Source organism: Sphingomonas sp. DC1600-2 (genome assembly GCF_049897605.1).
Lineage (GTDB): Bacteria > Pseudomonadota > Alphaproteobacteria > Sphingomonadales > Sphingomonadaceae > Sphingomonas.
In genome coordinates, this window is sequence record NZ_JAFCWO010000005.1 from 186038 (window position 1) to 198591 (window position 12554).

The following is a 12554-nucleotide window of genomic DNA, read 5'->3' on the forward strand; positions in this document are numbered from 1 at the left end:
CAGAAAAAGGGTTACTGCGACATCAACCTTCGGGCAGGAAGTCGGGAACCGACAGATAGCGTTCGCCCGTGTCGTAGTTGAAGCCGAGCACGCGTGAGCCTGCGGGAAGCTCGGGCAGTTTCTGCGCGATCGCGGCGAGCGTTGCACCCGAGCTGATCCCGACCAGGATTCCTTCCTCGGCGGCGGAGCGACGCGCCATCGCCTTGGCGTCGGCGGCCTCGACCTTGATCGCACCGTCGATCGACTGCGTGTGGAGGTTGGCGGGGACGAAGCCCGCGCCGATGCCCTGGATCGGGTGCGGCCCGGGCGTACCGCCCGAGATGACGGGCGAGGCTGCAGGCTCGACCGCATAGACCTTCAGATTCGGCCATTCCTGCTTCAACCGCTCGGCCACGCCGGTGATGTGGCCGCCAGTGCCGACGCCGGTGATGATGACGTCGATCGGGGTATCGCGGAAGTCGTTGAGGATTTCGATCGCGGTGGTGCGGGTGTGGATGTCGATATTGGCAGGGTTTTCGAATTGCTGCGGCATCCAGGCACCCGGCGTCTGGTCGACGAGTTCGAGGGCACGCTCGATCGCGCCCTTCATGCCCTTTTCGCGCGGGGTCAGATCGAAGGTCGCGCCGTAAGCCAGCATCAGGCGGCGGCGTTCGAGGCTCATGCTCTCGGGCATGACCAGCACGAGCTTATAGCCCTTGACCGCCGCGACCATCGCCAGGCCGACGCCTGTATTGCCCGAAGTCGGCTCGATGATCGTGCCGCCGGGCTTCAGGTGGCCGTCCTTTTCGGCGGCCTCGATCATGGCGAGCGCGATGCGGTCCTTGATCGATCCGCCCGGATTGGAGCGTTCGGACTTGATCCAGACTTCGGCCCCCGGGAACAGCTTCTGGACGCGGATGTGCGGCGTGTTGCCGATCGTGTCGAGGATCGTGTTGGCTTTCATGGCGTGGCCTCCAGTTCGAGATCGCGGGAATCTTGCGGGCTTTTGGGCGGGTCGAAAGTCTTGGCGTTGCGGATGCTGGGGAAGAGATAGGTCCACAGGATCGTGACTACAATCGCGCCGCCGCCGCCGACCAGCACCGCGCCGACCGGCCCAAGCGCCGAGGCGAGGAAGCCCGATTCGGCTTCGCCCAGTTCATTCGACGCGGAAATGGTGAGCTGCGACACCGCGCCGACGCGCCCTCGTTTGTCGTCGGGGGTGTGCAGCGTAATCAGCGACTGGCGGATATAGACCGAGAACATGTCGGCTGCCCCCGCCACCGCCAGCGCGATGAGGCTGAGCGCCATGATCTGCGACAGGCCGAACACCACCGTCGCCGTGCCATAGACGAGCACCGCGCCCAGCATCTTGGGGCCGACATTGGTCTTGATCGGGCGGAACGAGAAGAACAAGGCGACCACCGACGCGCCGGCGGCGGGGGCGGAGGCGAGCAGGCTCAGCCCTTGCGGCCCGACCTTCAGGATGTCGTGCGCGTAGATGGGCAGCAAGGCGCTGGTCCCGGCCAGAAACACGGCGAACAGATCGAGCGTGATCGCCCCCAGCACGAGCTTGTTCTGGCCGACATAGGCCAGGCCATCGATGATCTGGCGAATCGGGTGCGCCTTGCTTGGCGTGATCGAGCGCGGCACGGGGCCGATCGTGAACAGCGCGAGCAGCGCGGTCAGGAACAGCGCGGTCGCCACCGCATACGCCCCCCAGGGGGCGGCAGCATACGCGAAGCCGCCGATCGCCGGTCCGATGATCGTGCCGATCTGCCACGAGATCGAGCTCAGCGCGATCGCCGTCGGCAGCACTGCGCGCGGCACCAGGTTGGGAGCCAGTGCTCCGAACGCCGGTCCGGCAAAAGCTCGCCCGACGCCGAGCAACACCGCAATCGAGAACAGCACCGGCAGCGTCATACCCTCGGTATACGTAACGAGCGCCAGCGTCAGCGCGCACAGTGCCTGCAGCGTCACCGTGCAGCGTGTGATCCAGCGCCGGTCGAATCGGTCGGCGACCCAGCCGGTGATCGGTGTTGTCACGAACAGGGGAATGAACTGCAGCAGCCCGATCAGCCCGAGCTGTGCGGCGGCACCGGCGGGGGACATCGTCGTGCGGGCGATGGTATAGGTTTGCCAGCCGATGACGATGATCATCGCGTTCTGCGCGATCGTCATCGAAAAGCGCGCCGCCCAATAAGCGCGGAACTGTGGGATTCGGAGGGGGTGGGGTGCTGCGTCCATCGTATTTGGCCTTAAGCGCTGCAGCGCGCGCGGGGCAATCGTGGAGTTGCTTGGGGCGAGGAAACTTCTGCTCACCCGAAGGTTTTACGGAGGCGATTGATAAACCCGCCGGATCGCGCCTATAGGCTCGCGTTCCTCTCCCCAGGTCATGAGGTCTTCCAGACGTGGCAAAAGCTCCCGCCGCCGTAAAGGCACAACCCCCGGTGCCGAACCGCGAGCGCCCTGACGAGCCCAAATTGTACGAGGCCTCGACCGAGGAGCTGCTCGAATTCTACAAGCAGATGCTGATGATCCGCCGCTTCGAAGAGAAAGCGGGCCAGCTTTATGGCCTCGGTTTCATCGGCGGCTTCTGCCATCTGTATATCGGCCAGGAAGCCGTTGCGGTCGGGCTGCAGTCCGCGCTCGATGGCGAGAAGGACTCGGTCATCACCGGCTATCGCGATCATGGCCATATGCTCGCTTACGGCATCGACCCCAAGGTCATCATGGCCGAGCTGACCGGGCGCGGTGCGGGTATCTCGCGCGGCAAGGGCGGCTCGATGCACATGTTCTCGACCGAAAAGAAATTTTACGGCGGCCACGGCATCGTCGGCGCGCAGGTTTCGCTCGGCACGGGCCTCGCCTTTGCGCACAAATATAATGAGGATGGCGGCGTCGCGGTCGCCTATTTCGGCGACGGCGCGGCCAATCAGGGCCAGGTCTACGAATCGTTCAACATGGCCGAGCTGTGGAAGCTCCCGATCATCTATGTGATCGAGAACAACCAGTACGCGATGGGCACCAGCGTCAACCGCTCGTCTGCCGAGGACCAGTTGTACAAGCGCGGCGAGAGCTTCCGCATTCCCGGCATTCAGGTCGACGGCATGGACGTGCTGGCCTGCCGCGGTGCCGCCGAGGAAGCGCTGGCGTGGGTGCGCGCGGGCAAGGGGCCCATCATCCTGGAGATGAAGACCTATCGCTATCGCGGCCACTCGATGTCCGACCCCGCCAAATACCGCTCGCGCGACGAAGTGCAGGCGGTGCGCGACAAGTCCGACCCGATCGATCACGTCAAGAAGCTGCTCGATGCGCAGGGCATCAAGGAAGACGCACTGAAGGCGATTGAGCAGGAAATCCGCAAGATCGTCAACGAAGCGGCCGACTTCGCCGAACAGACGCCCGAGCCTGAGGCCTCTGAATTGTATACCGACGTGCTGGTGGAAACCTACTAATGGCCGTAGAAATCAAGATGCCCGCGCTTTCCCCCACGATGGAGGAAGGCACCCTCGCCAAATGGCTGGTCAAGGAAGGCGATGTCGTCAAATCGGGCGACATCATGGCCGAGATCGAGACCGACAAGGCGACGATGGAATTCGAAGCTGTCGACGAAGGCACGATCGGCAAGATCCTCGTCGCCGAAGGCACCGACAATGTGAAGGTCGGCACCGTCATTGCCACGCTGTTCGCCGAAGGAGAGGATGCTTCGACTCCGGCCGCCGCGCCGACCGCTCCTGCCGCAGCCCCCACTCCAGCCCAAGTCACTGAGGCCGAGGAAACCGGTACGGGCGAGGGCAAGACCACGACGCCCGAGCCACTGAAGACCAATGCCGACACGCCCGTGCCGGCCGAGATCCCGGAAGGGACCGAGCTGGTCAAGATGACGCTGCGCGAGGCGCTGCGCGATGCGATGGCCGAGGAAATGCGCGCCGATCCGCGCGTGTTCGTGATGGGCGAGGAAGTCGCGCAATATCAGGGCGCGTATAAGGTTACGCAGGGCCTGCTCGACGAGTTTGGCGACAAGCGCGTGATCGACACGCCGATCACCGAATATGGCTTTGCCGGCATCGGCACCGGCGCGGCGATGGGCGGTCTGCGCCCGATCGTCGAGTTCATGACCTTCAACTTCGCGATGCAGGCGATCGACCACATCATCAATTCCGCCGCCAAGACCAATTATATGTCGGGGGGGCAGATGCGCTGCCCGGTGGTATTCCGCGGTCCCAACGGTGCGGCCAGCCGCGTCGGCGCGCAGCACAGCCAGAATTATGGTCCCTGGTATGCGAGCGTTCCCGGCCTGATTGTGATCGCGCCGTATGATGCGGCCGACGCCAAGGGCTTGCTGAAGGCGGCGATCCGCACCGAGGACCCCGTCGTGTTCCTCGAGAATGAGCTGCTTTACGGCCGCACCTTCGAAGTGCCCAAGCTCGACGATTACGTGCTGCCGATCGGCAAGGCGCGGACCATGCGCGAGGGCAAGGACGTGACCTTGGTCAGTTATTCGATCGGCGTCGGGCTCGCGCTCGAAGCCGCCGAAACGCTGGCGGGCGAGGGGATCGACGCCGAGGTGATCGACCTGCGCACGCTGCGCCCGCTCGACACCGCGACGGTGCTCAAGAGCCTGAAGAAGACCAACCGCGTCGTGGTGGTCGAAGAAGGCTGGCCGACCTGCTCGATCGCGTCGGAAATCTCGGCGGTGTGCATGGAACAGGGTTTCGACGACCTCGACGCGCCGGTGCTGCGCGTCACCAACGAGGACGTGCCGATGCCTTATGCGGCGAACCTCGAAAAGCTGATGCTGGTCAGCGCCGACAAGATCATCGCTGGGGTGAAGTCGGTTTTGTACCGCGCTTGAGCTAAGCTACCCGAATCGCCCCCTTTGCGCCTGACGCAAAGGGGGCCAGTCCTCGTTAGCTGGTGTAGAGATTGCAGGTCATCTTGGTCGAGGATGACGGGTTGTAGAGCTGCGCATAATCGCGCCGGTCTCGGACGATGAACGACGCAACATAATGCAGCCGGGCCGGGCTGGTCAGCCATGTGCCGAACAGCGGCTTGGTCAGATAGTTGATCTCGACGAACATCACACCATAGCCGGCGGGTGCGTTTACCATCGATCCAGCCTCGCCCATCCCGGAGGGCGCCAGCGTGCCGTCATTGGCGACGGTTGCATCGGTGCCGTCGGTGATCGTGGTGGTGCCGTAGCTTGAATCGTAGCCCGTGCCGCTTTTCATCCCCAGACATCGCTGCCAGTGGATGCGTTGCACGGCTGCCGTGTCATAGCTTTGCTGGACATTTTCCAGGCTCGACAGGATGATGCGGCCGTTGGTGCTGAGGTTGATGCTGCTGCCTTGATAGCGCGCGGCTTGCAGCACGTCGTTCACATCCACCTCGCGCATTTGCTGGGTTGATAGCGAACTGTAGGTGCCGACGCGCGAGGCATTGTCAGCAAGGTTGAGGGCAATCTGGCTGACCCGCAAATTGAGCAATGCCAGGTTGGACACTTCCAACCCATAGGCACCGACCCCGATTACAATCGGCAAGGCCAACGCAAATTCGAGCATCGCTACGCCGCTGCGCGCACTGGCGAGGCGGAGTAGCGGACGCATGGTGGTGCTGCGGGTACGGCGTACTATCATGTGCAGATCGTAACGTTGGCGTTGGTAGTCTGAGTGGCATAGGGCTGATTCTTCAGCAAAGTTGAGGCGCTGATCGTCGTACTGGAGGACCAGCCCAACAGTCCGGCGACGGGAAAGACGCGCGGATAACTCGCTGTCATCGTGTAGAGCGTGACCGCGCTGGCACTGCCTTGCCCGCTGACACCGGGGTCTGCGTCCCACGACCCGTTTCCATTTTCATCGGTGAAGCATTCGCCGGGGTCGCGCACACCATTGTGGTTGCTATCGGTGAAGGGTTCGGGCGCAACCTCGGAAAAACTGTCATAGCTTTTACGGGTCGAGACAAAGGTTGCGCGTGGCGCGACTTGCTGCACGATGCTTTGCACAGCGGCGTCGATCGTCGCGACATTGGCTGCTCCGCCCTCGATGCCCGAATCGCGCGCAGCCTTTTGCACGGCACCGTTGAGCACCGATTGTACGTAAACCTGATAGGTCAGGTCACCGAGGCCGGTCATCAACAGCAACATCACCGGCGCAAGGATCGTGAATTCGATCGCCGTAGCGCCACGCCGGTCACGCGTCAGCCTGAGGAATAGGTTCCACGTCATCGCGTGAGCCGGAGCATCGCCAGCCGCTTGGCGATACTGGCGAAGGCGGTCGACAGGCCGGTGCCATCGGTGGTGGCAAGCGCTTGCGCGGAGGTGGTGGCGCACGAGGTCAATTGCGTGTTCGCAGATGCGGCAATTGATACGGTCCATACATCGATGTTGCGCGCCTTCGCGGCTGCGCATTCCGCGAGGAAGCGGGCATTGTGCAGATCGGTCAGGCTCGACCCGCTTGTGCCGGCCACGCGCTGGTCGAACGACTCGACACCGTACATGCCGTAAATTTCGTCGTTCGGCGCCATGTTGCCATCGGTCAGGAAGATGATGACGCGGTTGGGCGTGTTGCGATTGGGCCAGGCGGCGGTGTCGCTCGCCCATGGCCCGGTCGGCGAAATCAGACGCGTGCCCCAGATCATGCCGGTATCGTGATAGGTGCCGCCCATCGGGACGAAATCATTGGCGTAAAGGTAGTTGCTGACGTCCGTCCGGGTCATCACGCCCAGCCGCTTGGCGGGCTTTCCGCAGGTCACATAGCCGTTGTCGCGCAGCGAGGTGTCCGAGACTTTTGGATCGGCCCCATAGTTGCGATGACCAGACGTATCATCGCCGTTCGAATAATCGGTTCCTGTGTTCCAATTGTTGCGGACATATTCGAGGTCCTGCAAATGCGGCCACCAGCGGGTGTCGGTCGAGCCACCGGCGTTCTTTGCCGGGGTCAGATCGGGATTGAGTTCCGATGGCAGGTTGCTGGTCGTAAAGCTTGAGGCCCCAGGACTGTCGACCTTGGTTTCGACGCAGCCGATCCAACTCGTCGTCTGGCCCATGACCTTGGTAGGATCGGTAATGGTGTTGCCGGCGACGAGCGAACTCACATCCCAGGCGAGTTGCTTATATTCATATTTGGGTCCCAGCGTATCGACGCGGGTCTTGCAGACTTTGGTGCTGCTCTTGCTCGATTTAGCAACCCATTCGTCGTAGGTGCTCGTCGCGTTACCGGTCGAGGGATCATAGGTGAGCGCGGTCGATGGCACCCGCACGGCCGGGTCGGTGCAGTTCGCCTGCGTCTTGTTGTTGGCAGTTTCGGTGTAGGACACGACATAGTCCGCATAGACATGCCGACTTTGATACTTAGCGGTATCGGACGTCCCGCCTGACCCCACCAGATAGCTCGACGATTTGTCGAGGATCGCCTGTCCGACATTGACGCTCGAACTATAGGTGACAAAGCCGTAGCGGATTTTGGTGCTTGGGTCGGCATTGGCGGCGAAGGTGTCGTAGAAGCTGAGCACCGCCTTGCGCAGCGCTTCGATGCGCGAGGCGTTGACCCCGTTCTGGTACAATTCGCTAGTAGCTACGCCAGTGGTGCCGGCATAGCCGGGAACGCCGCCGCTCCCGGACGGACGGGTGTAGGTGTAGGTTCCCGTCCCGCACGAATCAGAGCCGCTCGGTGAGCAGGCCATCGAGCCGGTGGTGTCGAGCACGAACATGATGTCGGTATCGGCGACGTCGAAGCGCGCCTGGCATCCCACATTGAGCGCGACCGAAGATGTGCCGAACATTTTGGTGATTGTCATCGGCACCGATGCGGATGCCGTGCCCGCCACCTGATTGTCGGTGGTGCGAGTCGGCGTGAAGGTCACCGCGCTGGTGTTCATAAAGCCGAGCGTCCCAGCGGCGGGATTGTCCTTCTTGAAATTGTTGGCGAAGAAGTTTTGCGCCTGCGTCGTCGCATTGGCGTCGAGGTCAGGGCCGGGATCAACCATGAACTTACGCCCGGCCAGCGCACCCGCGTCGCACGCTTGCTGCAATCGCGCCTTGACGACATAGAGACGGCTGATGTCGACCGCCGAACCGACCAGCCCTGACAGCGGAATCAGGAACATCGCCATCATGGCCAGGGTGTTGCCGCGCACATCGCGCGCCAGAGCCGACATAAAGCCGGGTGGCGTCGCCATCGTGTTCGGTGGGTTCCCCCGCATAGTTCAAGTGCCCCAAAGTCGAACCGGAATCCGGCTTGTCTCCGCTATGCCCCGAAAGGCGATAACCGGTTTTGAACGAGTTTGGTTAATCGGCGGTAACCCGTACCGGCCCAACCGCGCGCAATGATCTACCGGACCAACCCGGAGCGTATGCTCGCTTTGTCCTATGCGCCGCAGCGGAGCCGTGCCGCGCTCGCGGCGGTGCTCGCGTTGGACGACACGTTGGGGCAAATCCTGCGCACGACGCGCGAGCCGCTGGTCGGGCAGATGCGGCTGACCTGGTGGCATGAGGCGCTGGTCGCGCTCGACACGGCCCCACCACCCGCGCAGCCGGTGTTGCAAGCGCTCGCGGCAGAGGTGCTGCCGCGCGGAATCTCGGGCGCTACGCTGGCCGGGATGATCGACGGCTGGGAGGTGTTGCTCGACCCCGACCCGCTGACCAGGCCGGTGCTGGAGGCTTATGCCGCCGCGCGGGGCGAGGGTTTGTTTGCCGTGGCGGGGCAGATCCTTGGTGCGACGGCGCGCGATCCGCTGGCGGCGGCGGGCGCGGGATGGGCCCTTGCCGATCTGTCGCGCCACGCGCGCGATGCGGCGGCGCTGCTTCCTGCCGAGATGGCGGCGACGGCGCTGGCCGACGCCACCCGACAGCGCTGGAGCCCCGCCGCCCGCGCGCTCGGTGCGCTCGCGCACCTTGCGCGGATGGACCTCTCGCTCCCGTCGGGCGTATCGCCTCCGGTCGGTGCCCCGCGACGGGTTGCGCGGCTTGCCTGGCATCGTTTTACCGGTCGCTAGGCTTCCGCCGCGCGCTTGGACGCGATACCCTCTCATGGGACTCGGGGGAGGGCGCGATGTGGCGATATCTGGTGGGGGGGCTGGCGACGCTGGCGCTGGTCGCGGCGGGAATGCTGCTGTTCAACCGCGGTGCGCGATCGGTGGCGGCCTTGCCGTCTGCCCCGCTAGCACTGACGCAGACGACTGAAGGCGGTGCGCTGCCCGCAACCGTGCCCGAGGCGAGCGACAAGACCCGCGAGCAGAAGCGCTTCGACCGCTACGACAAGGATCGCGACGGCAAGGTGACGCGCGAGGAGTATCTCGCGCCGCGCCGCAAGGCTTATGCCAAGCTCGATACCAACCATGACGGTGTGCTGTCGTTCGACGAATGGGCGGTGAAGACCGAAACCAAATTCGCCGAGGCCGACAAGGACAAATCGGGCGCGATGACGCCGGCCGAGTTCGTCAGCACCGCGCCCAAGCGCAAGGCCCCGCGCGTTCGGCGCGATTGCCCGCCTGCGGCTCCTCCGGCGAGCGCCGAGGAAAGCTGAGGCTCACCTCGTCGCCAACCATTCCCCCAGCGCCGCGCGCGCGCGATCGGTATACATCTTCTTGCGATCGGCCTTTTTGGTGCGGCCCTCGATCGGCGGGAACAGGCCGAAATTGACGTTCATCGGCTGATAGGTCTCGGCCACCGCCGCGCCGGTAATGTGATGCAGCAAGGCGCCGAGCGCGGTGGTGACCGGCGGCGGGGTCATCGCTTTGCCGCCGAGTTCCGCCGCAGCGAAGCGCCCGGCCATCAGCCCGACCGCCGCGCTTTCGACATAGCCTTCGCAGCCGGTGATTTGCCCGGCGAAGCGGATATTGGGGCGCGACTTCAGCCGCAGCGTTTCATCGAGCAATTCGGGCGAGCGGATGAAGGTGTTGCGGTGCAAACCGCCCAGGCGCGCGAATTCGGCATTTTGCAGGCCGGGAATGGTGCGGAACAAGCGGACCTGTTCGCTATGCTTCAGCTTGGTCTGGAAGCCGACGATATTCCACAAAGTGCCGCTGGCATTGTCCTGCCGCAATTGCACCACCGCGTAAGGCCAGCGTCCGGTGCGCGGATCATCGAGCCCGACCGGCTTCATCGGCCCATAGCGCAGCGTATCCACCCCGCGCGCCGCGGCGACCTCGATCGGCATGCAGCCTTCGAAATAGGGGACGTCCTCCCACTCCTTGAATTCGGTCTTTTCGCCTTCCATCAGGCCGGTGTGGAAGGCGAGATATTCGTCCCGCGTCATCGGGCAGTTGATGTAATCCTTGGAATCGCCCTTGTCCCAGCGCGACGCCATCCAGGCCACGTCCATGTCGATGCTGTCGAAATGGACGATCGGCGCGATCGCATCGAAGAAAGCGAGCGCGTCCTTGCCGGTCGCCTCGCCGATCGTATCGGCGAGCGCGGGCGCGGTGAGTGGGCCGGTGGCGACGATCGTCAGGCCGGTATCGGGCAACACATCGACGCGTTCGCGCACGATTTCGATGTTGGGATGCGCGGCGAGCGCTGCGGTGACGCCGTCCGAAAAGCGATCGCGATCGACCGCGAGCGCCGAGCCGGCGGGGACCTTGTGGATGTCGGCCTCGCGCAGGATCAGCGAGTTCAGCGTGCGCATTTCCTGATGGATCAACCCGACGGCATTGCTGTCGGCATCGTCCGAGCGGAAGCTGTTGGAGCAGACCAGTTCGGCGAGGCCGTCGGTCTGATGCGCCGGGGTCATCTCGCCGGAACCGCGCATTTCGGAGAGCTTTACGCGGAAGCCTGACTCGGCGAGCTGCCAGGCGGCTTCCGACCCGGCGAGGCCGCCGCCGATGATGTGGATCTGGTGTGTCATGGCCTGGGCTGTAGCGGGGGTGGGGCGGGGTGGCAAAGGTCGATCGGGCGCGGGGAGGGGCTTAAAGTCACAGGAGAGTCACACCAACGACGGCGGAAGCGGGCGGTTGGGGATGCCTTAAAGTCACACGAGTCGCACCATCGGCGCCGTTTTTTGGGCGCTTGGTCTGGGGGTGTCGACGGTTTGAAAGAGCGGGTTTGCCGAGGCTGACAGATTGACGGTGTGTAGGACAGAGCGGATTTCTGGGGTTGGTGGAAATCGGTCGTTCAGTAGATTGTTTTGAATTGCCAACCGGTCAGCTTGATAGCGGCAAGGCCGAACTCATGCACTTCGCCTTGCTCCGGCGTCCATCGATTCAAAAAATGATAGCCATCACGATCTGTAACCTCGATCAGCCATTGCGATCCATCGGTTCCACCGTCGCAAATACGTGCTGGCAAGCTCGCAATACGAGTGCGCGCTATCAAGCTGCGTAAATTGCTAACCTCTTGGCGCGTCAGTTGTCTCTCAATTTCTTTGTCAATTTTCCCCGGATCATAGCCACCGGCACCCGTAAGCTGCTTTGCTACTAAGCGAGCCGTGTTTGAATTCAATCCTTCTATTCGTACGATCACAGGATGATGAAAAGTCGGCAACCAAGTAAATCGTACGACGTCGTTGAAAGGACGACCCTGCCGCGTCAGATTGAATAGCGATGGTTCCTTCGCGGCAGCAAGCTGGGAGGAGAACCACTTAGTCTCGAAGTCGCTTATGATGGGCATATGGCCCCTGCGATACCACGCGCACGAGACTGTTCGTTTCGATAAAGATGGAGGGAAAAACACTTGGCCATGAGCCATCTCGGGGAAGCCAAATCCCACAAAGGCAATGACGGCGAAAGCGGTCGCTGTTCTGATCACGTCTGAATCCCCATTCCAGAAACCAGCGTACCAGCTTGTCGGATGTCCGCAATTGGACGAAGCCGGCGGTCTATCATTTTCGGCCCGCCCCCTCCTCACCCCCACACCTCCGGAAACACCAGCCGTTCCCGCGCCGCCACCTCGGGCGCGGCGTCGGCGATGCGGTGGGCGAGGATGCCGAGCCGCCGCACCGGCACCGCTGGGTAGAGGTGATGTTCGAGGTGGAGGAACATGTTGTAGGTCGCGAAATTGACCAGGGGTGAGCGCTGCGTGCGGGCGATGTCGTCCTCGGCGCAATCGTGGTGGGTGATCCACACCGCGAACAGGGCGGTCAGGCACTGCGCGACCAGCATCGCGGCGACGTGATAGAGCAGCACCGGGTGCAGCGTGACGAGCGCGGCGGCGATGACGGCGAGGTTGAGCGCGAAGTCGATCCGCATCCGGTGGCGCAAGGCGGGCGTGCCGTGCCGCCACGCATCCGCGTGATTGCGTAAGGGGAAGCGGGGGCCTTCGCGCAGGACTTGCCAGAAGGTCATACGGCCGCACGCGCCTTCGGTGTCTTCCGGCGTGCCGAGGTGGCGGTGGTGGCGCAAATGGTTGAACGCGACGGCGTTGTTCGACCCGAGCATGACCGCGCTGAGCGCGTGCATCACGATGCGGTGCGTGCGCCTGGCGAAGCCGAGATTGCCGTGGATCGCTTCGTGGTTGAGCCGCAGCGGGCACTGTCAGGATTTCCGTGTGTGGGCGGGCGGTTGAACATTACGCCGCCATGGCCCTGATGAAGCGCTCGCCGAAGATGACGGCGAACTGGGCCTTGGCCATGGACCACTCCCGT

Annotated in this window: 12 protein-coding genes; 4 read left to right on the forward strand and 8 right to left on the reverse strand. The window is 63.4% G+C overall.

Annotated elements, in window-relative coordinates; all coding sequences use genetic code 11:
- Positions 1-22: 22 nt before the first annotated feature.
- Both cysK and ACP7BL_RS12295 read right to left on the reverse strand, forming a co-directional pair.
- Positions 23-943 (reverse strand): cysteine synthase A, encoded by a 921-nt coding sequence (gene cysK, locus ACP7BL_RS12290; protein WP_426258447.1) that lies wholly within the window; start codon positions 941-943, stop codon positions 23-25.
- Positions 940-2223 (reverse strand): MFS transporter, encoded by a 1284-nt coding sequence (locus tag ACP7BL_RS12295; RefSeq protein WP_033963317.1) that lies wholly within the window; start codon positions 2221-2223, stop codon positions 940-942. Before ACP7BL_RS12295 ends, cysK begins: the two co-directional genes overlap by 4 nt.
- A 164-nt stretch (positions 2224-2387) precedes the next feature.
- On the opposite strand from ACP7BL_RS12295, the gene pdhA reads away from it, so the two are divergent.
- Together pdhA and ACP7BL_RS12305 are read left to right on the forward strand one after the other, a co-directional pair.
- Positions 2388-3434: a pyruvate dehydrogenase (acetyl-transferring) E1 component subunit alpha gene (gene pdhA / locus ACP7BL_RS12300; RefSeq protein WP_126849055.1), complete on the forward strand. Its 1047-nt coding sequence runs from the start codon at positions 2388-2390 to the stop codon at positions 3432-3434.
- Positions 3434-4834 (forward strand): pyruvate dehydrogenase complex E1 component subunit beta, encoded by a 1401-nt coding sequence (locus ACP7BL_RS12305; protein WP_426258448.1) that lies wholly within the window; start codon positions 3434-3436, stop codon positions 4832-4834. The genes pdhA and ACP7BL_RS12305 overlap by 1 nt, the downstream gene beginning before the upstream one ends.
- A 55-nt stretch (positions 4835-4889) precedes the next feature.
- Here ACP7BL_RS12305 and ACP7BL_RS12310 read toward each other — a convergent pair whose 3' ends face one another.
- Genes ACP7BL_RS12310 through ACP7BL_RS12320 form a run of 3 tightly spaced genes read right to left on the reverse strand, consistent with a single transcriptional unit; the run spans position 4890 to position 8154 of the window.
- Entirely contained in the window at positions 4890-5615 is a 726-nt protein-coding gene (locus ACP7BL_RS12310; protein WP_260591641.1) for a TadE/TadG family type IV pilus assembly protein, read from the reverse strand.
- A complete protein-coding gene (locus tag ACP7BL_RS12315) occupies positions 5612-6202 on the reverse strand; it encodes a TadE/TadG family type IV pilus assembly protein (protein WP_426258449.1) in 591 nt (196 codons plus the stop codon). The genes ACP7BL_RS12310 and ACP7BL_RS12315 overlap by 4 nt, the downstream gene beginning before the upstream one ends.
- Entirely contained in the window at positions 6199-8154 is a 1956-nt protein-coding gene (locus ACP7BL_RS12320) for a TadE/TadG family type IV pilus assembly protein (protein ID WP_426258450.1), read from the reverse strand. The genes ACP7BL_RS12315 and ACP7BL_RS12320 overlap by 4 nt, the downstream gene beginning before the upstream one ends.
- A 147-nt stretch (positions 8155-8301) precedes the next feature.
- On the opposite strand from ACP7BL_RS12320, the gene ACP7BL_RS12325 reads away from it, so the two are divergent.
- Both ACP7BL_RS12325 and ACP7BL_RS12330 read left to right on the forward strand, forming a co-directional pair.
- Entirely contained in the window at positions 8302-8970 is a 669-nt protein-coding gene (locus ACP7BL_RS12325) for a squalene/phytoene synthase family protein (protein WP_426258451.1), read from the forward strand.
- 56 nt (positions 8971-9026) lie between these two features.
- Positions 9027-9500 (forward strand): EF-hand domain-containing protein, encoded by a 474-nt coding sequence (locus ACP7BL_RS12330; protein WP_126849051.1) that lies wholly within the window; start codon positions 9027-9029, stop codon positions 9498-9500.
- A gap of 3 nt (positions 9501-9503) precedes the next feature.
- On the opposite strand, the gene trmFO is transcribed toward ACP7BL_RS12330, so the two are convergent.
- From trmFO to ACP7BL_RS12345, 3 genes are all read right to left on the reverse strand, one after another.
- The gene (gene trmFO, locus ACP7BL_RS12335) at positions 9504-10820 is read right to left on the reverse strand and encodes a methylenetetrahydrofolate--tRNA-(uracil(54)-C(5))-methyltransferase (FADH(2)-oxidizing) TrmFO (RefSeq protein ID WP_426258452.1); all 1317 of its coding nucleotides are present in this window, start codon (positions 10818-10820) and stop codon (positions 9504-9506) included.
- A gap of 266 nt (positions 10821-11086) precedes the next feature.
- On the reverse strand, positions 11087-11719 hold the full coding sequence (locus ACP7BL_RS12340) for a hypothetical protein (protein WP_137903324.1): 633 nt from the start codon (positions 11717-11719) through the stop codon (positions 11087-11089).
- Positions 11720-11814: 95 nt separating this feature from the next.
- Positions 11815-12435, reverse strand: a complete 621-nt coding sequence (locus ACP7BL_RS12345; RefSeq protein ID WP_426258456.1) for a fatty acid desaturase — start codon at positions 12433-12435, stop codon at positions 11815-11817.
- Positions 12436-12554 lie beyond the last annotated feature (119 nt).